Below are 23,255 nucleotides of genomic sequence, written 5' to 3'. Positions count from 1 at the left end.
TTTCAGGGAAAAATAATTAATGGCTCGTGTCGACAAAAAGAAAAAATTAAGACCATCTGTTCTTGACCGATTATTTGACGATGATCCCTACAATCAAAGCGAACGCGATCCAGGCCATCATCAATTGCTAAAACAATTACGCAGTAGTATACGCCGAGATTTAGAGCATTTACTTAACTCTCGCTTTTACCTGTCAGACCCACCCGATGATTATCCCGAAATTGACCGTTCGCTGTTTAATTATGGTTTGCCCGACCTAGCCACAGTTAACATTGTCGACCTGGATAAGCGCAACGAATTTGCGCGAAAACTCGAACAAACACTGAAAATATTTGAACCAAGATTTAAATCAGTGAAAGTTTTCTTTCTCGATAATTCTGATAGTATTGACCGCACCCTGCGATTCAGGATTGATGCAACAATTTACGCAGATCCACTACCTGAAGTTGTCATATACGATTCAATTCTGGAATCCGCAACAAGTTCTGTAAGCGTCAAGGAAATAAGCCATGGCAGATGAACTGCTTCCCTACTACGAAAAAGAATTAGTGTTTATACGTCAGTTAGGCGCTGAGTTTGCCAAAGAGCACCCTAAGATCGCGGGACGCCTCGGCATCAATGATGACACCATTGAAGACCCTCACGTATCGCGCTTAATTGAGAGTTTCGCGTTTTTAAACGCGAGAATACAACACAAGCTTGACGACGACTTTCCTGAGTTAAGTGACGCGCTTATTAGTATTTTGTATCCGCACTATCAGCGCCCTATTCCATCAATGTCCATTATTCAATTTGAAGCCGATACCGAGCAATTAGATTCTCAGTATATTGTGCCTAAAAACACGCTATTGGAGACCGAGCAATTTCAAGGGGAAAACTGTCGATTTTCGACGGTTTACGACACCGAGCTTCTACCGATTAAAGTGGAGTCTGCCGATTTGATTGGACGTCCATTTTCTACCCCGGGTTCGTCCACCATGCGCGGGGCCGAAAGCGTCCTAAAACTTTCTCTTTCGACTTTCTCAGAAGAGCTTACATTCGCAGAGCTAAAACCAGAGAAATTACGTTTCTATCTGAAAGGGCAACCTCAGCATGTCAACCCGCTTTATCAAATGCTGTTAAATAACTGTAATAATATTGTTATGGCCCAGGCAGAAGATGATACCTCTCCAATAACACTTGGCGCAAAAGCAATTCAGCCGGTCGGGTTCGGCATTGATGAAGGGCTGCTAATTTATCCCGCTTCTTCATTTGTTGGCTACCGGTTGTTAACGGAGTATTTTGTATTTCCTGAGAAATTTATGTTTATCGACATAGTCGGCTTAGCGGAAAAAATTTCCGAAAGCGCAGGTGATAAATTAGAACTTTATATTTACCTGAACGTGTCGGACGTCGAGTTAGAACACAACATTTCTGAAGAAACATTCGCGCTAGGCTGCTCGCCGATTATTAATCTTTTTGCTCACACTGCCGACCCAATAAAACTAGAACATACTCATCATGAATATAAAATAACGCCGGACTCCAGGCGTCCCGTCGGCTATGAAGTTTATTCGGTTGATAAAGTGGTTGCCACGTCTTCATCTGGCGAAGATGAAGAGTACACGCCGTTTTATGGATTGAATCATGAACAGCAGCATACCGATGCCCACGCTTTCTGGTTTGCTTCCAGGCGTAATGCCAAACTCGGCATATTTGACCGCGATGACGGTACCGATATGTACCTTTCGTTGGTGGATTTAGATTTCAATCCAAACTTGCCCGACGACAGAACTTTAACGATAGAGACCATTTGTAGTAATCGCGATTTGCCGCAAAAACTGAAATACACAGCTGATCAACCACAACTGCAATGTGTTGATAGCGCACCGCCCTGCACTAAAATTCGTTGTTTAATTCAACCGACTGCGGTGGTCAGAGCGCCACTTCAAAATCATGCTAGATGGCGTTTGATATCTCACTTAAGTCTTAACTTCCTATCGCTAACCGGCGGTGATGATGCCGGTATGGCATTGAAAGAAATACTTCGCTTATATGATTTTAAAGACTCAGCCGTTACTCGCGCGTTAATAGACTCTATCATGTCGGTCAATGCCAGACCAATTAGCGCACCTTTGAATATCGATGGACACACAACTATGTGCCGCGGTGTAGAAATAGAAGTAACATTAGATGACGCGCTCTTAAGTGGCAGCAGTGTCTACCTGTTTTCTAGCGTACTCGAACATTTTTTCGCACTCTATTGTTCAATAAACTCGTTCACCAGATTTCTGGTTAAAGTTAAAAGTAAAGAAGGTTATTTAAAGAAATGTCCTCCAAGAGCCGGCGAAAAAATACTTCTGTAACAGAGAAATTAGCGGAACAACCGTATGATTTTTCTTTTAAGCAGGCCGTTCGTGTCTTAGAACGTAGTAATGCCTATTTGCCGGCTGAAAGCAAATCATCAAGTAAGCCTGTTGCTCGCTTTGTTCCACCCACTTCTGAATTCGTGCGGTTTAGTAACAAAGAGTCTTTGTCATTTCCTTCGTCTGAAATCGCTTCAGTGAAACAGGCAAATAAAAACTCGACCGCTAATCAATGGAGAATGGAAGTTAATTTTATCGGTCTGACCGGGGCTGGCGGAATTCTGCCTTATCACTATACAGAAACATCGCTCAAAAGATTAAAACTTAAAGATAAGTCGATGAGCCATTTTTTTGATTTATTTAATCATCGAACCACATCGTTATTTTTCCAATCGTCGTTTAAATATAACCTTCCGATCGAGTACGAAAGAAAACGACTTAATACAGAGCAGAAAAACGGCGCTCATCAAATAAAAGATAATTACACTCAGGCGCTGCTCTCGCTGATAGGCTTCGGCACTCGGCATATTAACAATCGCTTATACACTCAAGATGAGTCGCTGATTTATTATGCTGGTTTGTTCACCAGTAAAATACCGACCGCCTCAGGCCTAAAACAGATTCTGGAAAATCACTTCTGCATTCCAGTGGAAATCAAAGAGTTTGTCGGCCAGTGGCAGGAATTGATCACTGACGTTCGTACTCGGCTGCCTCATGGCGGTCAGCCGGGACAGAATAACTGTCTGGGAAAATCAGTGATGTTAGGTAAAAATGGCTGGTTTGCCCAGGGCAAAATCAATATCGTTCTCGGGCCACTCAATAAATCACAACTCGGCAAGTTTTCTCCTGGCTCTAAGGTACTAAAGGCGCTCGATGAAATCGTTCGTCTCTACCTGGGATTTGAACATGATTATAGTTTCGTGATGCGTATCAAGAAAAAAGATATTCCAGAACGTGCGCAACTATCGGCTACTCAACCGCCAATTGTTGGCTGGACCACGTGGCTGCCGAGCAAAGCCGGCCGGTTTTCTGATTCAGATGACACGATTGATATTCCGGTTTCCTCAAGACAGCTTGATCTAAGTAAACCAGACCAAAGCGAACCAAACCGGAATAAGGTTAATTAAAATAAGACTAACGAAAGTAAACTTAACAGGGTAATTCGAGTGAATAAAACCTTTTATTTCTTGATTAGCGCTTTTATTATTGTCGCATGTTCGAGTATTGATAAAACTATACCAATATCTTACATAGAGATATTAAATGAAGGGAAGCATTATCCCAATCGTCCGGAGATGGCAGAAATCTGTAAAGGGTTTCTTATGTCAGCTGAAAAAGTTGAAATGTTTTATCATAATGCTGCGCTCACCCATGAAAAAGACCCTGGCGATAAATATAAAGTGCTTCCCTGTTTTTCTAGTGGTACCGCCTATTTATATGGGGAAAAATATCATTGGGTGATACGAGCCGGCGGTGTTGGTGAATTTTATAGTGATAATGATCGATTTGTTAAAATATGCGGAATAAAATGCTGCGACAAAGTGCGAGGGATATGTTAAAACCTTCGTCAATGAGAGTAAGGGCCTATTAAGGGCAAAACCAGTAAGGAATAATTATGATAACAATTGACTTAAAATCATTAGTTGGAAGACTGAACGAAGCATCGCGAAATGCACTCGAAGGCGCTGCCGGTTTGTGTCTGGCCCGTACTCATTTTAACGTGGAAATTGAGCACTGGTTACTCAAGTTACTTGAAATCCCCGATAGTGACTTGCTGGCGATCCTGAAAAAGTTTGAAATCGACTTAGGCAAATTGAACCAGGATTTAAACCAGGAACTTGACCGCATAAAAGGCGGCAACACTCGGGCGCCTGCGCTCTCCCCCACAATTGTCGATATTACCAAAAACGCCTGGATGTTAGCCTCTGTTGAATATGAGCATGCACAGGCAACTTCTGCGCATATTCTCGCTGCACTCATGCTAGACGAGAACCTTCGTCGTTCAACTGAAGCATCATCACGAGAGCTAAAGAAAATTACCCCGGAATCACTGCGAGAAGTTGTGCGCGCAATTGTAGGGACAACTGGAGAATCAGTGACGACTGCCATTGGAGATACTTCAACAATCAATCAACAATCGGCTTCGGGTGCGCCCAGCAAGACACCGTCACTCGATAAATTTACCATCAACCTGACCGAAGATGCGAAACAGGGAAAAATCGATACCATTTTAGGTAGAGACGACGAAGTTCGACAAATTATCGACATACTGATTCGACGTCGACAAAATAACCCTATCCTCACTGGCGAAGCTGGTGTTGGTAAAACAGCAGTAGTTGAAGGCTTTGCTTTACGTATTGCTTCCGGGGATGTTCCCGAGCCATTAAAGGACGTTTGCGTTCGAACTTTAGATTTGGGCCTATTGCAAGCAGGTGCAAGCGTCAAAGGTGAATTTGAAAACCGACTTAAATCTGTTATTGCTGAAGTGAAAGCGTCACCACAACCAATTATTATGTTTATTGACGAGGCCCACACCCTCATCGGTGCAGGTGGAAAGGAAGGTCAAGGCGATGCAGCCAATTTATTAAAACCTGCATTAGCCAGAGGCGAACTAAGAACCATTGCTGCAACGACCTGGGCGGAATATAAAAAATATTTCGAGCGAGACCCAGCACTCACTCGGCGGTTCCAGGTGGTAAAAATCGAAGAACCTAACGAAGAGAAAGCCATCAACATGATGCGCGCAATCTCTGAAATGTTACAAGCTCACCACGGCGTCAGAATTATGGATGAAGCGATTGTTGACTCAGTTCGCTTATCCAGTCGTTATATCACTTCACGACAACTACCCGACAAGTCAGTTAGTTTACTCGACACTGCATGCGCGCGAGTTTCATTGAGCCAGAGTTCAACACCTGCAGACGTTGAGAATACTCGGCGAAGGATCATGCAGTGCCAAAAAACGATCACTTCACTTGAACGTGAGAACGCGACTCTCGGCAATCATGAAACAAGAATCGACGAGTTAAAAGAAGAGCAAAAAACATTAGAGGAACATCTTGCGACTCAACAGGAACAGTGGGAAAAAGAACAGGATCTCGTTGCTCAAATCCATCAGTTGCAAAAACAAATTGAAGCGGATTTCAACGCACAGTCATTGTCCGAAGAAGCCTTGAAAAAAGACAATGCTCCAAAGCTTTTGAGCGATTCAGAGCGACAATCAGTTAAAGACGAGTTACACAAACTGATGGAAGCAATTACTGAACTACAAGGTGAAACACCAATGATTCAAGTGAATGTCGATAGCCAGGCAATCGCGGAGGTCGTCGCTAACTGGACAGGAATTCCTGTCGGAAAAATGGTTTCGGACGAAATCAATTCGATTCTCAACTTGAAAGATAAGCTTGAAGAAAGAGTTATTGGACAACCTCATGCGCTAACTGCCATCGCTGAAAATATTCGCACAGCCCGAGCAGGATTAACAGATCCAAGAAAACCTGTCGGCGTATTTTTCATGGTGGGCCCTAGTGGTGTCGGAAAAACCGAGACTGCAATTTCTCTCGCCGAAGTACTCTATGGTGGTGAGCAGAATATTACGACTATCAATATGTCGGAGTTTAAAGAAGAACACAAAGTTTCAATGCTGTTAGGATCACCTCCCGGTTATGTCGGTTATGGTGAAGGCGGTGTTCTAACTGAAGCGGCCCGTAGAAAACCCCACAGTATTATTTTGTTAGATGAAATGGAAAAAGCCCATCCAGGTGTTCAAGACGTTTTTTATAATCTCTTTGATAAAGGAACAATTAAAGATGGTGAAGGTCGAGACATTGATTTTAGAAATACTATCATTATCATGACATCAAATGCCGGGGAAGAACATATTCGAGCGATGTGCGCGCAAAGTGAAACACCACTTGATCCCGAAGTACTGTTGGATAACTTCAGACCGCAACTACTCAACTATTTCAAGCCCGCTTTTCTGGGTAGAACGACAGTGATCCCCTACTACCCACTAGGTGATGAAGAGTTGCTTAAAATCTGTAAGATTAATATGAACAGAATCGCCAAACGGGTTAAAGGTCATTACAACGCGGAGTTCAGCTATGACGAAGATGTTATGCTTCATATTGTTGCACGCAGCCAGGAAGTTGATACTGGGGCCAGAAACATTGAAAATATTTTGACACGAACTTTGTTACCGGAAATGGCGACTGAGTGTTTGAGTCGACTTTCTGATAATCAGGAAATATCAAAAATACACGTCAATGTTACTGACGAGAGTCAGTTTACTTATGAGATTTCTTAACCAATTGTTCGCAATAAAAATACTGGCTCGATATTAATCGAGTCAGTGCTAATTAAAAGAACTAGCTGATGGAACAGGTTAAAAAAACTAAAAGGATTTAAAGATAATGAATATAAAATATGCCGTTCGGGATTGGGGTAAAATTGTGAAGAGACTAAGGATACACATCGATGCTCATCTTTAATAAATACTTTTACCTTCCTTTAGCGGCTTAGTCATTTAAGAATTCAAGATGGCAAAAAGAACTTCTCATCCAATCAACCTTCAATTCAGAAATATTATCTTTTCTGTTTTGTTATTGCTAATCGCCCCATTTTGTTCTGCAGCCGAAAAAACAGCATTAGAACTCGAACAGCTGGAACTCATTGATCAACAACATCAGCAATTTTCAGCTAAATTTTATCGTGAATTTAGTAAGCACTCTGCTGCAACGCCCCAGGTGTATCAAACAGTTAACGCGCTTGAAAACTCTGTTGAAAATTTATTGGCCCAACATAAACCGGTGGTTGCGACCAATACGATTCTTAACAATTTATCGATGTTAAAAACCAACTACGATGATGTTTCTGTTTTTAATGTTATTAAGGTACTACTCGATAACAACGAGTGGCAGTCAGCCAATAGCCTGCTCATTTACATAAAAGAAGATGGCGATTTAACATTAGCAGCAAACGTCGCTTACATTCTCGCTCAATTTTACTTTGAACGACAAAGTTTAGAGAAAGCACTAGAGTATCTGGATGATACCATTAATGAATTGCCCAACGAGAATTACCATCATGCCTTACTCATCAAAGGCATTGCACTACAAAAACTCACCAGGCATCGAAAAGCAATTGTTGCCTATGAAAAAATACCACAGACTTCAAAGTATTATGTTTCTGCCCGGCTAAATATGGCAATAGCGAATATCCGTCAAGGCTGGTGGACTGATGGGTATAATATCGTTCAAGCAATTCTTAAAAATCCTGGTGTGCAAAAACAGGATACAACGATTGACCGACTGTATTTAACATTAGGTTATTCTTTCTTAAAACAAGAGTATTATCGTAACTCCAGGGAGTCCTTTCGCAATGTTGGACTTAATGGACCTTTCACCAATCGAGCCTTACTCGGTATTGCGTTAACAGCCGCAAACCAAAAAGACTATGTTGGCGCATTAAATGCGGTGCGAATACTGAAACAAAAAAATACCTTTGAACTTGTTGTGGATGAATCACATTTACTGATGCCCTACTTTTACGAGCAACTACAACAGCACACAACAGCTTCTACAGGCTATACCGAAGCGATTAATTATTACCAGGGAAGAATTAGTGAGATTCAAAATATTTTGGCATCTGACTCACTCCTATCTTCTCTTTATAAAGAAGTGCCTTTATCAAATTCTAGAAAAGATAGTTTCGTGATAAATATCGGTAAAAACCAGATTGATTTTTCGTCTCATTATCCCGGTTACTTTTTTAAAAACTACTTAATGTTACAAAGTTTTCGTCCCTACCTTGACGATCTGAACAACAAACAACTTTTAGCAGATTTTAATCAACTGAAAGCTAAGTATGATACGACAATTAATAAAATGACAACGATAATTTTGACTCAAAGAATTGAACATTTGAGTAGTTATATGGATCAATCTCGATTTGGATTGGCCAGACTATATGATAAAAACCTGGTTAGCCAACAATGAGTAACTTCTTCACCAACAGTGTTTTTCGAAATGCCCTTATCTTTGCGGTGATATTACTTGTTACCGCCTGTCAGAGTTCACCAGTTAAAAGAGCAACATTAGCGGATATCGATACCACAGGCATTATCAAGTCTGGAAAAAGCGTCATTCCTAAGTCGAGCGATGATATTCGCAAAGCCTATGCCAATTACCTGAAGCATGCCTCTAAACAGGACGATTCAAGAGTTGTCGCGCTCAATCGCCTTGCCGAACTTGAATTTGAGTTGTCTGAACAGTTACTCAACAAAAAGAAGGGAGATACCTTTGAGTCGTTAGATGATCAACTTTATAACGCTAAACTCGATCGAACTATCGACCTGTTAAGAACCTCTTTGCAAGACTATCCCAATGCGAAAAACAATGATCGAACATTGTATCAACTCGCAAAGGCTTATGATCAACGAGGATTCAACCAGGAAACTCATTCAACGATAGAACAGCTCGTTAAGCAATTTCCAAAATCTAAATACTATATAGAAAGTCAGTTTCGTCTGGCCGAAGATGCTTTCAGTTCGAGACAATACACACTGGCAGAGGACAAGTATACGGAAATTATTGGCTCAAAGAAAAATAATGTTTTTTATGAAAAGGCACTCTATAAGCGTGGCTGGTCTCGTTTCAAACAAGAGTATTATCTGGAAGCCGTTGATGATTTTCTACAAGTCGTTAATTACAATCAATTCGATCAATATTCTAAACTGGATAAAAACGCGCAAAATTTGTTTAATGAATATTTTCGCGCCATTGGTTTGTCATTTGCTTATTTAGGCGGCGCTGAGCCGCTAAATGAGTACTTTGAACAGCTTGCGCGAGATGGGCAATCATTTCGGCATTTGTATTATACCTATGTCCATGTCAGTGATATTTTTGTCAAACAAGGCAGGTACAATGATGCGGTAAATACCTTGAAGTATTTTACCCAATATAATCCTTCTTCAAGTCGAGTTCCTGAAGCGCTGCTAAAAGCAATTTCAATCTGGAAAACCAGTGGTTTCGGTTCGAAAATGAGTAGTGCACTAGAATCTTTTTACGCCCAATACCATCCGGCCAGTCAATACTGGCGAAAAGACGGAACCGATCTTGAAGTAGCGAAACTGGTCAAGGACACATTAAGAACTTACATTTTAACAGTTGCAGCAAACTATCATAAACAGTTTCAATTAACCAAAAGTAATGGCGATTTTAACAACGCGAGACGCTGGTATAGTAATTACCTTCAGCATTACTCGTCCTATTCACATAAAGATAATATCCACTACCTATTCGGTACTTTGTTGTCCGAAAATAAAAACTATCCTGAGGCTTTAAAACACTTTGAATTATCAGCTTACGACTCAGATATTATTATCAATAAAGATGCCGCTTATGAAACGATAACCCTCGCGTCTCAGCTTTCCCAATTAAGTCAGAATAAACAATCGGTTTCGACCTGGCTGAATAAATTGATTCATTTTTCAACGCTGTATAGTCAACAATACCCAGGCGATAAAAGAACACTTAAAGTAATCGCTCATGCAAGTGAATTAGCCTATGAAAACGAAATGTATGATAAAACCATTGTGTTATCAGAATTAATCGAACACGATAGTGAATCAGATTTGTTTTTAGATATTAACACCATTAAAGCGCATTCATACTTTAAGATTGGCCAGTATCCTGCGGCCGAAAACACTTATCTTGATATTTTAAAAACCAGCGACTTAAAACCAAAAGCCAAAGCTTCATCACTAGAAGCGCTCGCGTTATCAATTTATTATCAGGGCAAAAATGCCAATGAGAAAAACAATTACGCAGAAGCCATCCAACATTATGCTCGTATTGTCGAGCTCGTCCCCCAGTCAGAAACAGCTGCTACCGGCCTTTACGATGCGATTGCGCTGGCGATAAAGAATGAGTTATGGACAGAATCAATCAGTTATATCCAGCAATTTCGCAAGTTATACCCAAAGCACAAACACTCTGTTGATATTGCTAAAAAACTCTCAGTCGCTTATTTAAATACCAAGCAAAGTATTGCGGCAGCTAAAGAGCTGGAGAAGTTATCAACACGGGAAAAAAGCAAAGAGTATCAAATGGCTGCATTATTCAAAGCTGGGGAGTTATATCAATCGAAACAAGACTATCAGTCGGCCATTCGATCTTATGAGAAATACGCTAAAACATTCACGCGCCCTTTTCCCCGATATATGGAATCTATGTATAAATTGGTTGAGTTAAATAGTTTACGAAAAAATACCAAACAGGTTGATCGCTGGCGTAACAAAATTATGCGAGTTGATAAAAAAGCGCGATCAAGTCAGAAAACCGATCGAACAAAACTCATTGCATCAACTACAGCGCTTGAACTAGCTCGAAAGAACAACGCACTCTTTGAGAAAACGAGATTGGTTCATCCACTTAAGAAAAATTTAAAAAGGAAAAAGCGTGCGATGCAACGTGCAGTTAATTTATACGCCAGAGCATCAGCTGATGGAATTGCTGAAACGGCGACCGAAGCAACCCATGCAATTGCTGAGATTTATTATAATTTCAGCCGTGCATTGCTAGAATCAGAAAGACCGAAAAATTTAAATAAGGACGAGCTAGAGCAATACCAAATTTTACTGGAAGACCAAGCATTCCCATTTGAAGAAAAGGCAATTGAGTTTTATGAAGTAAATTTAGTTCATGTTAAAGACGATATTTATGATCAATGGGTTTCGGAAAGTTATTCACAATTAAAGAAGTTATTTCCAGTGCGATACCAGCGTAAACCTAAGTTGGAAGGATTTATCAATGTACTACATTAAAAGAACTAAGAATCTATTATGCTGGATGCTTTCATTATTTTTACTCGCAAGTTGTAGCTCCGGTCGGAAGCAAGAATCGCCTACTTCTAATATCCCGCAAAACAATCAAACTCCAGCATCGCAGGAGACGCTTAATAATGAGCTTGGATTATATCGCCAGGCAATTACTGAATTGAACAATAACGAGCTGGATAAAGCCGAGCAATCATTTACCAAAATGACTGAGCTGCATCCTGATCTAGCGGGACCATGGGCCAACCTGGCCTTAGTCTATCTCAAGCAAGAACATATGGAAAAAGCCGAGGAAAATATTCAAATAGCTTTACAGAAAAATCCTGATATGCCGCAAGCACTCAATCTGGCAGGCTATATTGAAAATCAAAAAGGAGAAATTAATCAGGCTAAAAGCTTTTATGAAAAAGCTATCAAAAATAAACCAGATTATGCCCTTGCCCATTACAACTTAGCACTACTTTATGATATCTACCTGCAGGATATCCCAAAAGCCGTTCAACACTATGAACAATATTTGTCCTTAATAAAAGTTGAAGACAGCAAAACAAAAAGCTGGGTAGAAGAACTTAGACTTAACATGAAGAGTGATAACACATGAAAATAAAGTTTATTCTTACAGGTTTCCTATTGATAGTCATTTCCTTTTTCGGTTCTGCTGAAGAAGATAGAATTGAGCTAGAGACAACATTTATTAAAGGCAATAAAGAACTTCCTCAAGTTTTATATATTGTTCCTTGGCAAGATATGAAACAACAGAAAACTAAGCAGGATGTTATTGTGCTGCACAGTTTATTTGGAGATACTTTTGATCCGGTTACTCCTGAAGATCTTGAGTCAGCTAATTCACAAACGAGTAAACCTGTTTCTGAAAAGTAGATAGTGATTGATGATTTTTAGTAGTTCAGACTCGATCTAACAGTTTTGTAATTCGCCTCATAGTAGCCAGTTTCAGCCAATCATTTTCTTATTGGTCAAGCTCTCACGCAGTAGCTTATTAATATTAACCCGTACACCTGTTAAACCACTTGATATCGTATTAAGAATTTGTATTGAGCGTTTACATTTTCAGGACAACTAGTTTTAGCTAAGTCAGAAAGGTTATATCGCCTGATCTACTTTGTATATTCACAAGCATCGACAATCGGATTATTTACCGAAGCTGGTTTTCCATGCTTGATTGAGATTATTTCCATTAGAAACCTAACATCTAGCTCATAAACTCAGGCGGTTTTTCCTGATTATTTTGCAAGGCCACGCTAATTTGGTCCATAACCGACAACCCAGTTTTTATCGTTTATATCATCCCCCTTTGAAAAAGCGATCAATACCTCAAGTGCTTCATTTTCAGCCAGGCCTGCCAAGTGAGATTTTGCCCATCTTCATGATCTAAGACAATCAGCTCAGTACCATATGATGTAAGCCTCCACCCGTCAGCATCCTCCAAATATATTGACGAATAAACATCATCGGATTCTGGGTTAGCAACAATGTCCTCGAATGCAATGACAATTTCATCTTCTTGTGGTTCGAGTATAATTTCGGACTTTCTATTTATTAGTTTCATTGCCTTAACTATATAACAGCTTGCTCTATTCAATAAACCAAGATAATACAGATAAATTATCGAACAAGGTAGCCTTGATAGGGTTTGCGAAATTAAGCGGCAGATTTTGAAAATAATAGGAACGCAATAATCGCACTATCACTTCCCTACCTCACCATCAAACATCATCCACTTAGAATATATCTTTTTTAAAGCCCCACTCTCTTTCATTTCTTGAAGGGACTTTTTGAATAGCTCAATGGTGTCTTGAGAGGTATTTTTGTTAAACGCAATGCTCAATGGATAATACCCATCATTCCTAAAACAATATCTTTTAAGCTTGCTTTTAGGCAAACCAAGTTTTTTAATGTAATACGAAATAAATAATTCTCCCGCCAGTAAAAATTCGACTCTTCCCTGCATCAACATTTGCAGACTTTGTGCTAAATCATTAGTGAGGTACAGGTTTTTCGATTCAATAAACCCGTTTTGATTTAAGCGATTTATTTGAGAGTCTTCTCTCGCAATTGCGGTTCTTAGATCTTTTACGTCAGCCCATCCGGTTATAACAATGTCTCGTCGAGACTTAAGACTCCAAAAGCATTGCTTTGTATCGATTTCCAAAGCGCCAATCCACTGATATTTATGCTCTCTTTCAGGTGTTCTTGTAATACTAAAAATCATGGTATTTTTGCGAGTGTCCGCTATTTTTATCGCCCTCGCCCAGGGAAGTACATCGATTTCGGCTTTGACCTCAGTGGTACTCAATAGCTCGTTAATAACATCGATGGAAAAGCCGGACAGACTGTCTTCATTTTTAATCTGCAATGGCGGGAAGTGTTCAGTGACTATTTTTATTTTTTGGGAATTTGCGAAGGCCATGTTGCTTATCAGTAACACAAAGCTAACAACCAATAATTTTCTGTTGCCAAAACTAAGACGCACCTTAATACCTCTTGCTGCTTTGTCTTACTTTATTTCCATGCCTCATACCATTAATGTGATGGCATTAATGTGCAACTTTCGCCGTATCGATCAATCATCGGTTTTAAATACAAAAATTGATTGCAAGCGTTACCGCACATACAGCATCACAGCTTAAAGAAAATCAATTTTACCAGACCTTAATTTTGATTTGATAATGAATGATTAACTTAATCGATCCAGCATAGACATCAATTCTTTGCTTGCAGACTCCATGGCTTGTAAATGAGAAAACATGGCTTGCTTATCGCCAGAACCTTTAGCCCCCAACGCCTGAATACCGTATTTGTGAACATTTTTGTGTGGCTCTTCCAGTCGTTGAAATGCGGAACTGCCCTGCATGGTTTCAGCGCCTTGTCCCTGGTAATACCATTCTCCTAAACGACATCTTGTATGGTCGGTAAAATCATCGGCAGTGCTGGAGGAACGATCAAATATGACCGAATAAATTTCCGACTTCCAAACCACATGGTCAAGCTTTGACGTTTGGATAAAATTATCAATCGATGCGCGGTTAATGGTATCTCGCATTGTTGTTGATGATTCCAGCAGCATATCGTAGCTGGATTTTAACGCCTCATTTTTAGCGACAATCTCCGTGCTATATTGGGTTAAGCCCTCAATGGTTGCGCCCGCTTCACTGGTGTCACTTTTGACTTTACTAATCAGATCGCTGATTTTAGCGGTAGCGTCTCCGGTATTTTGCGCCAGTGCTCTGACTTCGTCGGCAACTACGGCAAAACCTCGACCCTGTTCACCCGCTCTGGCCGCTTCGATAGCGGCATTTAATGCCAATAAGTTTGTTTGACCGGAAATATTACTGATAACATCAACAAAACTCGCAATATTTTCTGACGCAGAGATCAAAGATGCCATTTTAGAACCACTGGCACTGGCCTCCTTTTCTATTTTGCTAACACTGCTCAAAATATTTGTTAGCACTGACGAGCTTTCCTCAAACACACTATCAAACTTTTCCAGTTTCGAGCTTTCGGCCATGGCTCTGTTCGTGGTTTCGGAAAAGCTCTCTCGTATTTCAAAGATCGACGAAATCGAATCTAATAAAAGTAGCCAAATTTCCCGGGTTAGTGCCCGGTCCTTTTCTTCTTCCTGAAAAGCCTCAATATTGCCCTGTTGATTGCTTTCCATCTCTGCTAGTTGGGCTTTGAGCGCTTTGACTTCGCTTTGTAAGGCTGTGTTGGCCTCTTCCAACTCATTAATTCTTGCTTTATTTCCAAACATTTTTTTAACTCTTTACAAAATGGGGGGAAGGACTTATGAAAATCTTATATATCAAGAATAGCCTTATTTTTGAGATTTTTTTGAGTTTTTAGCAGGATAAAACAGAATTTCTCTATAAAAACAGTGCCTTTCACTATTTTGGCTGTTCCAATGGTTTGCGAACGATGTATCGGAATACTTTCCGATGGTTGGTAATAGGCAGTAGTTTTACAAATTCATCTTATTAATAATAATTTTTATTCCAAACATTTCTATCGCTAACCTGGTTAGTGCTCATTAGTTAACGCCAGTCATAGCTTTGTCCGATAAGCGCTTGATTTTCTTACTCTGAGCAATTCTTATCCCTACCGTAAAAAAGGAATCCTGGAGTTAATATTGATTCTCATTGATATCGCTAAAGAGATTTGTTTAGTATTAGCCTACCCTTACTGTTGATATTGGCTAATAAATGATAAGAAAAACGGCACTGGCAATTTTATTTTTATTCGTACTTTGTTCTTGTGATGCTGAGAACAATAGCTCTCCAGGTGAAGAAGCTCAACAAACAGCAACGCACGCTAACCCAAACCAAGTACCGACTCAGGGCTCAGATTCAATACCTGATACGATTTCAATCCCCAATACTCTTAGAAGTTGGTCAGAAATTCGTCAAAGCGGTATTATCAGAGCACTAAAATTACAGTGGGAGGATGAAGAAAGCTTACCACGGTCAGGTTCTACCAGTCTTTACCACACTGAACTTTTGTCGCAATTTGCTACAGAGAATGATTTAACTATTCAATGGGTGAAGGTACCTAACCTTAAACAAATGTTTCAAGCATTGTCTGCTTTTGAGGCTGATATTATTCCCCGACACCTCACGGTGACAGCCGAGCGTCAAAAACATATGGGATTTACCCATCCGCTGGTTCAAGATAAAGAGGTATTAATCTCTGCAAAAGCAACAGAAAATAACCTCGCTGATAGGTCGATAAAAGTATCCGTTCCAAGCAACACTGCTTATATTGAATCGGTTAAAAAACATTATCCCAATTGGGAAATTACCACTTTAGAACAATCACTCAATTCAGAAGAAATTGCTGATGCGATTGTTCGAGGAGAATTTGAGTTTAGCGTTTTAGATGGTTTATCTGTGAACACATTAACACGCTACCGAAATGATATTGTTCCAGTGCTTGAGTTACCGGGATTAAAACAACTCGCATGGGCCGTCAACCGAGAAAACCAGAGCCTGTTGGACAAGCTCAACCAATTTATCGCTGAGCATCATATTTCGCAACTCATCGATCAGGATCGTACGCATGATCTCGACCGTATCAAAGAAAAGCATTTACCACTGAGGGTTATCACTCGCAACAGTCCGGAAACTTATTTTCTGTGGCGCGGCGAGTTAATGGGATTTGAATATGAACTCATACGGGCCTTCGCAAAACGTCACAAACTGAGGCTGGAAATTATTGTCGCAGAAAACTATCAACAGATGGTTGGTTTACTCAACCAGGGCAAAGCAGACCTGATTGCAGCTGGACTATCGCGAACTGATGAGAGAAAAACCGATTTAACTTTTAGCATTCGTTATAACCGAGTTTCAGAAAAACTAGTAGCGCATAAAGACGGCGGTACGATTTCAAACTATGAAGATCTGAAAGGTCGAGAAATATCAGTCAGAAAAACGAGCGCCTTCTGGTCAACAGCACAAAAACTGGCGCAAGATTATGGCGTGAAAGTTAAGGCTGCCGATGAAGATATGTCTACCGAACTTTTAATTGGCCAGGTTGCGAGTAAAAACATTGATCTGACAATTGCTGACAGTAACTTAATCAGCATTGAGGAGAGCTTCAGAGACAATATTGTGACCCCACTCACTTTGAAAGAAAACGTCCCTTACGCCTATGCAGTGCGCAAAAATAACCCCAAACTTTTAAGTGCACTCAATGAATTTGTTCGTAAGGAGTATCGCGGAACCTTTTATAATGTGGTTAAAAATAAGTACTTTTCAAATAAGAAACGCCAGAAAAAACATATCGAAGAAAGAATTACATCCACTTCAACTCTCTCCCCTTTCGATGCTCAGGTAAAAAACAAGTCGAGAGAATACCAGTTTGACTGGCGATTGATTGTTTCTCAAATGTACCAGGAAAGCCGCTTTAATCCAAAAGCTCGATCAGCGGCCGGTGCACAAGGTTTAATGCAGGTGTTGCCGAGAACAGCAAAAGAAATGGGCTATTTTGACTTAACCAATCCAGACCAGTCAATTGCAGCCGGCGTCCAATACCTTGACTGGACTCGCTCACGCTTTTCTAAGAATCTGCCAATCGAAGAACGCGTTCTTTTTGCACTGGCAGCTTACAATGCCGGGTATGGACATGTTAAAGACGCCCAAAGACTTGCTGAAAAAATGAACTTACGAACTGACAAATGGTTTAATCATGTTGAAAAAGCCATGTTATTACTGCAGCAGCCTAAATATTATAAGCAAGCCCGCTTTGGTTACTGTAGAGGTAGTGAACCGGTCAATTATGTCAGAAACATTCATCAGCGTTATCTGAGTTATATTGATATTGTTCAATAATCCCAGTTGGGCCAGATAAAACAAAAGATAAACATGCCTTAGGATGTTATCCCCAATTTTAGTGGATATGGTTGGGGATAACTTTCGGCAGCCCTTTATTTATCTCACATAGAGAATATTGTTGATTTATTACACTGTATAAATATTAGACATGTTTTTCGTTATGTTTGCCTGTCTTTTTACTGCGATTGTCAAGCTTGTTCATCTTCAATATCACTCTAATCTTGAGCCTCATTTCTTCGGTTTTATCGCGATTTCAAACCAGTATTCTTTTAATTGCTTAATCGCATAGAAAAAACGCTCAATATTGACGGGTTTCTTAATATAAGTATTCGCACCATGCCGATAACACTCAGAAATATCTTTTTCGTCATCAGAGGTGGTTAAAACAACGACAGGGATAGTTTTCAAATCCTCATTACTTTTTATTTCTGCTAACACCGATCGTCCATCTTTTCCCGGTAGATTTAAATCGAGTAAGATTAACCCTGGTTTCGAAGTAGACTCTAATTCTGCATATTGGCCATTGCGCAGTAGGTAGTCCAAAGCTTCCTGACCATCTTCACAACGAAAAAGCGGGTTGGCCAGATTGCCTGACTTTTTGAATGCCCGCTCTGTCGCTTCGAAATCGTCGTCGCTATCTTCAATAACAAGTATGGGTTGTATTGGCATTAACTGTTCCATGATGCTTCTCTTTCAATTGTGAAATAAAAAGTAGTGCCCTGACCTGGTATCGACTCACACCAGATTTTTCCGCCATGTTGCTCAACAATCTTTTTGACGAAGGTTAATCCAGAACCGGTTCCCTCACCATACTTCTTCGGGCCATGAAGGCGTCTGAAAATTCGGAAAATATCTATGTGAAATTCTTCTGAAATCCCAATTCCATTGTCTTTCACATAAAACCTGGTGGCTGAGACGTTTGAATTTTCTGGCATTTCTTCAAAACCAATTTCAATGACTTTCTCATCATTATCATTATATTTTATCGCGTTCGAAATCAGGTTTCGAAAAAGCTCCGTTATTCGAACTTGGTCACAAGTAATTATTGGTAGAGGCTCAGCGACTTTGACTCTCACATTTTTAGATACCAGTTGATCTTTCATCGTATTTTTGATGTCACTAATAACCAGGTTTAAGTCCGTTTCGGTAACAGCTAATTTTTCCCTGCCTAACCTCGAATAGTAGAGCAAATCGCTGATTAACTTTTCCATTCGATTTGTCAGATAAATTAATCTATTTAGCTTTTTTACACCAGCCTCATCAAGTTCGTTTTCGTAGTCTTCCAGAAGAAACTGAGAATGATTGTGAATAGCTCTTAACGGCTCTTTGAGATCATGAGAAGCAATATGGGCAAAATTATCCAACTCTTCATTACTTCGTTTTAACGCGGTATTATTTGCTTCCATCTTTAAACGCACACCGGCTAGTTCAATTTCTAAAGCTCTTCTGAAATAAACCAGAATACTAACAACAATGAGCACGAAAATTGATAAAGTTCTATTACTCAACACCATCCAGTTTTCCCCTAAGGGCGCAGACGCAAAATAACCAAGAATCGTGAGAAAAATACCAATCGCCGCAAAGATAAAACTGGCGTAAGGTTGAGCAAACCAGATTGCGCAAAAAATCAATGGAACGTAGATGATACCCGCAGCAACACCAAGCGGTAAAGCTAAATCAAACAGCAAACCTCCTAACCAGATGACCGCGGGAATCCACATAGGAATGCTGGCAATTTTCATTGTTTCCATTGACCATGTATAAGTGATTATGCCAACGCCTAAAAAAATAAATCCAATCGCGGTGTGAATTGCCATGCGCGTCAAATTGCTCCAGCCATACGCAGACTCTGCCCCTAAAATGTATCCATACAAAGCAAGAATTGATAATGATAAAATGAAAAAACCAATAAGTTCCAAAGTTCCTAATTTATATTTTCCCTGCCATTGATGGCTTGCAATAAAAATCGCAAGTCCGGTCAACACAAAACACAATGCCGTGTTGGGAGCCATACGTCCCGGTTGCGATGTCAATAAATCAATATAGTGCTCCATAAACAGTTGATCGATTCCAAAATCAACTCGGAATATATATTGAATAAGCGTTAACAAAGCGATAAAAATAATTGCCAGACTGACAGCCTTTGAAATAAAAAAGTGATGACTTAATACGGTAAGGATCCCTATTCCACACAGTATAAAACCTAGTGCGGTGTTATATTGCATAGGCACAAACTGTGGAAGAACCTGGATGAGCGTTAACTCATGGGTGTACCATCCGATAATGACAATCGACCCTAATAAAATCGATAGCGTTCCCATTACAATGGTAATTAATACTTTTGAATTGAGTGTTTTTATTTGTGATAACTGCTGAAAAAACTGCATGTTGTTCAAAATCCTTCTTGGGTTAAGAATCTCAGTTTGCAGTGACATTTTTTTAGAGTCACGAGTTTTAACTGGATATTGCTTTTATTCTTTAACGGTTGGATATCGATGCCTGGTAGCCTGAAGAGAAAAATATCATCAGGAACATGGTTTAAACCTAGTATTATTTTTTATACAAATCTAGCAATTTGTTTTTTGGAGAGAGTTATTATAAAAAGACTGTGTTTATCAAGGTTTTATGAATGTAATATCTCAAATTAATTAAGATAACTTTAGCGTAAATCACTATCTGAATAATATTTTAATGCATGCTTTGACAAATAGAATCTATGACGACTATATTTTAATATCACTATTAAATCGATCATAATAAACAATGTCATTATACCGGATGAGTTTCTTTAAAATGGACTTATGAGCTATATGTTAAGCCATAATCAACCACTCAATATCCTCATTGTTGACGATAGCCAGGACGATCGTTTCCACTTAAACCGCTTAATCAATAAAATGCAAAACGGTTCCAAACTTTGGGAGGCCGAAGATCTCAATGAATCCAAACAGGTTTTATCTCATAATGATATAGACGTGCTTTTGGTCGATTATCACCTACCAGATGGTGTCGCAACCGATCTGCTGCTCGAGTTACAAAATACGCCCACACAAAAACCTCTAGGTATTATTGCCTTGACTGGCCTGGGTAATGAAACCATTGCGGTATCACTAATGAAGGCTGGTGCACACGAATATCTGGTAAAAGGAGAAATAACCCAAACCAAATTAAACTTAGCAATCACTCAATCTTATAAACGTGCAGAACTTTCTCATCAAATACAATTTCTTGCAGGTCATGATTCTTTAACTGGCACGGTTAATCGAGGCTTATTGAATGATCGTTTATCGCGCGCTATTGCTCGCGCAGTACGACAAAATACTTCTCTTGCAATTATTTTAATGGATGTCGATTATTTTAAACAAGTTAATGATACTTTTGGCCATGTTGTTGGTGATGAGTTGCTATGTCATATTTGTAAAAAAATACAAAGTTCAATACGCGCTTCAGATACTATTTGCCGATGGGGAGGCGACGAGTTTATTCTGTTACTTGAGAACATGTCGAAAAAGGACACAAAAATAATTTTAGACAAGCTACAAAGTTTTTCTCGACAACCTTTACAAACACAAGAACACTTTATTAATTATTCATTATCAATGGGCTGTGCTTTTTATCCCAGCGATGCCGACTCTGATAAGTCACTGATTAGAGCGGCGGATTTAGCGCTTTATAAAGCCAAAGAAAAAGGTAAAAATCAGTATTATTTTTTTTCAAATGAGTTAAAACAATCACAAAAACTTAGCCACTCTTTAGTTGCAGAATTCCCTGAAGCCTTAAACTCTCACGCGTTTTACCTTCTATTCCAACCCATAGTCGATATTAAAAGCAAAAAATGGTTTGCACTGGAAGCTTTATGCCGCTGGAAACACCCTCAGATGGGTGACATAAAACCAGATACTTTTATTAATTTAATCGAGGATGGTCCACTGCTAATTGCATTCCATCGCCTTTTCTTTAAAACAATTTGTGAAAGTCTTGTGTTATGGCGAAAAGAATTTAATAACCAGATTCCTATTTCGATTAATTTACCACCGAAAGCCATTAATAAAACGGTTATTCGTTTGTTGGTTGAATGCGTTGAGCAATCGTCTCTTAATCCCAGTGATATCTGGATTGAAATAACTGAACGACAATTGTTCTATCAAGTTCCACATGCTCTTGAAATATTAAAAGAACTCCAAAGCAATGGCTTTTCAATCATTATTGATGACTTTGGAACCGGACACTCTTCTTTCAAATTATTATCAGAGCTTCCCTTGTCTGGCGTTAAATTAGATCGCTTTTTTGTAGAAGACATTGAAACCAATTTAAAACACCAGGCAATCATAAAGTCTTGCATTAACCTTTGTAGAGAGTTGAATTTGATGCTAGTTGTTGAAGGTATTGAAAAACGGTCCCAATATGAAGTGCTCAAAAATATGGACTTTTCGTTAGCTCAAGGCTTTTATTTTGATGTGCCGCTAACTCCTTCTAAAGTTTGCGAGCTTCGCAGAGCCTGATTCTTTTGGCGAATTCAAAGATTCATCACTTGATATAGTTAGATCAATATATAACCTCTCTTAAAATAGCGTTATAATTCTGCAAAATAAAATAACAAAATTTAATCACTAAAAATGAGGAATTCAGGTATCAGAGTAATACTCCTATTTTGCATTAGCAGTGGAATTCTATTTTCGTCTCCTAATTTGATTGCCGCAGACTGGTTAAAAATCATCCGCTCAATTCCATATAGCTACAGCAACGGCTTTCACTCAAACTTGAGTAATATTCGTCAATGGGTGTTATTGCAAAACGGCTTTTGTGAAGTCCCTGAGCGACATATCCTGTTTAACTATCGCGGAAACTTTTTAGGCTACATTGAGAATCAGCCCGAAAAAAAGCTCACTCAAAATAAACTCAACGATACACGCCAATCACTACAGCAAAAAGGAAAAGTGAATCGCTGGATTGAAGGCCGTAAAAATCAGACTGGTTACCCTTTTGCCTTAAACTGTAATCAACCCCATGCCGATATTTACGCAGCAATGAAGCGCCTGTTCGGCCACGACAAAAAAGATCGGTTATGGGGAACCTGGGATGGAATGCGTATTGGCACAGAAAAGTCACCGGTACCTCTTTATCAACTAGTAGAAGAAGTTTATAAAAAGAAGTCATCCATTATTAAACAGCCGGTTAAAGCTTCTGAATATCGTCATTTTCTTGCTCAGATTATCATCGAAAGCGGCGCTCGCAAAAATGGTTTATCCAAAGCCAATGCCATTGGTTTATTACAATTAAAACCAAGTGTCTTGAAAGATTGTCAAATCCCCCAAAAACACTATCGCCACCGTATGGCTCAGGTAGATTGTGCCGTGCGCTTATTTCAACAAAACAGGCGTAATCTTAAACCGGTATTTGATCAAAAATTTGGACATCTGCCTGCAGATAAACAACAAACCATTTTTTCTCTTCTATTAGTGCAAAGTTATCACAGTGGCGTGGGCAGAATTTCACAACTATTGCTTGATCCAAACTTTAATCAGGCAGCTAACCATTTTGCTGCTGAACACAACAAATACTCTGCCGAAGATATTGCCACCGGATTAATCTATCACAACCTTGGGCGTAAAAAACTGGGGTTTGCTTCTTTGTATTATGTGATCGATATTGCGATCACCGCCCAAAAGCTTTGTACCCAGAAGCAACTTTCTAACTCCTGGGTGTGTGTCTGACAGGTTGATTAGA

General features: G+C 39.6%; 16 protein-coding genes. 12 read left to right on the top strand and 4 right to left on the bottom strand.

Features of this window, described 5'->3' with window-relative positions:
• Positions 1-19: 19 nt before the first annotated feature.
• The 9 genes from tssE (at position 20) to FLL46_RS18200 (ending at position 12,060) form a co-directional block, all read left to right on the top strand.
• Complete coding sequence (gene tssE / locus FLL46_RS18240; RefSeq protein ID WP_142932784.1) at positions 20-520, top strand: type VI secretion system baseplate subunit TssE; 501 nt, start codon at positions 20-22, stop codon at positions 518-520.
• Entirely contained in the window at positions 510-2,345 is a 1,836-nt protein-coding gene (gene tssF / locus FLL46_RS18235; RefSeq protein ID WP_142932783.1) for a type VI secretion system baseplate subunit TssF, read from the top strand. The genes tssE and tssF overlap by 11 nt, the downstream gene beginning before the upstream one ends.
• Complete coding sequence (tssG, locus tag FLL46_RS18230; protein ID WP_142932782.1) at positions 2,309-3,472, top strand: type VI secretion system baseplate subunit TssG; 1,164 nt, start codon at positions 2,309-2,311, stop codon at positions 3,470-3,472. Before tssF ends, tssG begins: the two co-directional genes overlap by 37 nt.
• 39 nt (positions 3,473-3,511) lie before the next feature.
• A complete protein-coding gene (locus FLL46_RS18225; RefSeq protein ID WP_142932781.1) occupies positions 3,512-3,904 on the top strand; it encodes a hypothetical protein in 393 nt (130 codons plus the stop codon).
• A gap of 56 nt (positions 3,905-3,960) precedes the next feature.
• Entirely contained in the window at positions 3,961-6,651 is a 2,691-nt protein-coding gene (gene tssH, locus FLL46_RS18220) for a type VI secretion system ATPase TssH (protein WP_142932780.1), read from the top strand.
• 232 nt (positions 6,652-6,883) lie between these two features.
• A complete protein-coding gene (locus tag FLL46_RS18215; protein WP_142932779.1) occupies positions 6,884-8,341 on the top strand; it encodes a tetratricopeptide repeat protein in 1,458 nt (485 codons plus the stop codon).
• Positions 8,338-11,169, top strand: a complete 2,832-nt coding sequence (locus FLL46_RS18210; RefSeq protein ID WP_142932778.1) for a tetratricopeptide repeat protein — start codon at positions 8,338-8,340, stop codon at positions 11,167-11,169. The genes FLL46_RS18215 and FLL46_RS18210 overlap by 4 nt, the downstream gene beginning before the upstream one ends.
• Positions 11,156-11,782: a tetratricopeptide repeat protein gene (locus FLL46_RS18205; protein ID WP_142932777.1), complete on the top strand. Its 627-nt coding sequence runs from the start codon at positions 11,156-11,158 to the stop codon at positions 11,780-11,782. Before FLL46_RS18210 ends, FLL46_RS18205 begins: the two co-directional genes overlap by 14 nt.
• On the top strand, positions 11,779-12,060 hold the full coding sequence (locus tag FLL46_RS18200; protein WP_142932776.1) for a hypothetical protein: 282 nt from the start codon (positions 11,779-11,781) through the stop codon (positions 12,058-12,060). Before FLL46_RS18205 ends, FLL46_RS18200 begins: the two co-directional genes overlap by 4 nt.
• Before the next feature lie 826 nt (positions 12,061-12,886).
• On the opposite strand, the gene FLL46_RS18195 is transcribed toward FLL46_RS18200, so the two are convergent.
• Entirely contained in the window at positions 12,887-13,672 is a 786-nt protein-coding gene (locus FLL46_RS18195; protein ID WP_142932775.1) for a substrate-binding periplasmic protein, read from the bottom strand.
• A 204-nt stretch (positions 13,673-13,876) separates the two neighbouring features.
• Complete coding sequence (locus FLL46_RS27870; RefSeq protein ID WP_142932774.1) at positions 13,877-14,953, bottom strand: methyl-accepting chemotaxis protein; 1,077 nt, start codon at positions 14,951-14,953, stop codon at positions 13,877-13,879.
• Between the two features lie 448 nt (positions 14,954-15,401).
• Between FLL46_RS27870 and FLL46_RS18185 the strand changes: the two genes are divergently transcribed.
• Positions 15,402-17,525 (top strand): transporter substrate-binding domain-containing protein, encoded by a 2,124-nt coding sequence (locus FLL46_RS18185; RefSeq protein ID WP_142932773.1) that lies wholly within the window; start codon positions 15,402-15,404, stop codon positions 17,523-17,525.
• A 231-nt stretch (positions 17,526-17,756) separates the two neighbouring features.
• Here FLL46_RS18185 and FLL46_RS18180 read toward each other — a convergent pair whose 3' ends face one another.
• Together FLL46_RS18180 and FLL46_RS18175 are read right to left on the bottom strand one after the other, a co-directional pair.
• Complete coding sequence (locus FLL46_RS18180; protein ID WP_210418746.1) at positions 17,757-18,209, bottom strand: response regulator; 453 nt, start codon at positions 18,207-18,209, stop codon at positions 17,757-17,759.
• Entirely contained in the window at positions 18,197-19,915 is a 1,719-nt protein-coding gene (locus FLL46_RS18175) for a sensor histidine kinase (protein ID WP_168204228.1), read from the bottom strand. The genes FLL46_RS18180 and FLL46_RS18175 overlap by 13 nt, the downstream gene beginning before the upstream one ends.
• Positions 19,916-20,338: 423 nt before the next feature.
• On the opposite strand from FLL46_RS18175, the gene FLL46_RS18170 reads away from it, so the two are divergent.
• Positions 20,339-22,030, top strand: a complete 1,692-nt coding sequence (locus FLL46_RS18170) for a GGDEF/EAL domain-containing response regulator (RefSeq protein WP_168204227.1) — start codon at positions 20,339-20,341, stop codon at positions 22,028-22,030.
• A 114-nt stretch (positions 22,031-22,144) separates the two neighbouring features.
• Complete coding sequence (locus tag FLL46_RS18165) at positions 22,145-23,242, top strand: hypothetical protein (protein ID WP_142932770.1); 1,098 nt, start codon at positions 22,145-22,147, stop codon at positions 23,240-23,242.
• Positions 23,243-23,255: the final 13 nt, after the last annotated feature.

Origin of the sequence: Aliikangiella coralliicola (assembly GCF_007004725.1) — a bacterium.
In the GTDB taxonomy this organism is placed as follows: Bacteria; Pseudomonadota; Gammaproteobacteria; order Enterobacterales; family Kangiellaceae; genus Aliikangiella; species Aliikangiella coralliicola.
The sequence above is the reverse complement of the archived record's forward strand: the minus strand, read 5'-3'. Positions and strand labels throughout refer to the sequence as shown.

Excerpts from the sequence above, each read along its gene's own strand:
- tssE (WP_142932784.1), top strand. The coding sequence starts at position 20 with ATGGCTCGTGTCGACAAAAAGAAAAAATTAAGACCATCTGTTCTTGAC.
- tssF (WP_142932783.1), top strand. The coding sequence starts at position 510 with ATGGCAGATGAACTGCTTCCCTACTACGAAAAAGAATTAGTGTTTATA.
- tssG (WP_142932782.1), top strand. The coding sequence starts at position 2,309 with ATGTCCTCCAAGAGCCGGCGAAAAAATACTTCTGTAACAGAGAAATTA.
- tssH (WP_142932780.1), top strand. The coding sequence starts at position 3,961 with ATGATAACAATTGACTTAAAATCATTAGTTGGAAGACTGAACGAAGCA.
- FLL46_RS18215 (WP_142932779.1), top strand. The coding sequence starts at position 6,884 with ATGGCAAAAAGAACTTCTCATCCAATCAACCTTCAATTCAGAAATATT.
- FLL46_RS18210 (WP_142932778.1), top strand. The coding sequence starts at position 8,338 with ATGAGTAACTTCTTCACCAACAGTGTTTTTCGAAATGCCCTTATCTTT.
- FLL46_RS18205 (WP_142932777.1), top strand. The coding sequence starts at position 11,156 with ATGTACTACATTAAAAGAACTAAGAATCTATTATGCTGGATGCTTTCA.
- FLL46_RS18200 (WP_142932776.1), top strand. The coding sequence starts at position 11,779 with ATGAAAATAAAGTTTATTCTTACAGGTTTCCTATTGATAGTCATTTCC.
- FLL46_RS27870 (WP_142932774.1), bottom strand. The coding sequence starts at position 14,953 with ATGTTTGGAAATAAAGCAAGAATTAATGAGTTGGAAGAGGCCAACACA.
- FLL46_RS18185 (WP_142932773.1), top strand. The coding sequence starts at position 15,402 with ATGATAAGAAAAACGGCACTGGCAATTTTATTTTTATTCGTACTTTGT.
- FLL46_RS18180 (WP_210418746.1), bottom strand. The coding sequence starts at position 18,209 with ATGGAACAGTTAATGCCAATACAACCCATACTTGTTATTGAAGATAGC.
- FLL46_RS18175 (WP_168204228.1), bottom strand. The coding sequence starts at position 19,915 with ATGCAGTTTTTTCAGCAGTTATCACAAATAAAAACACTCAATTCAAAA.
- FLL46_RS18170 (WP_168204227.1), top strand. The coding sequence starts at position 20,339 with ATGTTAAGCCATAATCAACCACTCAATATCCTCATTGTTGACGATAGC.
- FLL46_RS18165 (WP_142932770.1), top strand. The coding sequence starts at position 22,145 with ATGAGGAATTCAGGTATCAGAGTAATACTCCTATTTTGCATTAGCAGT.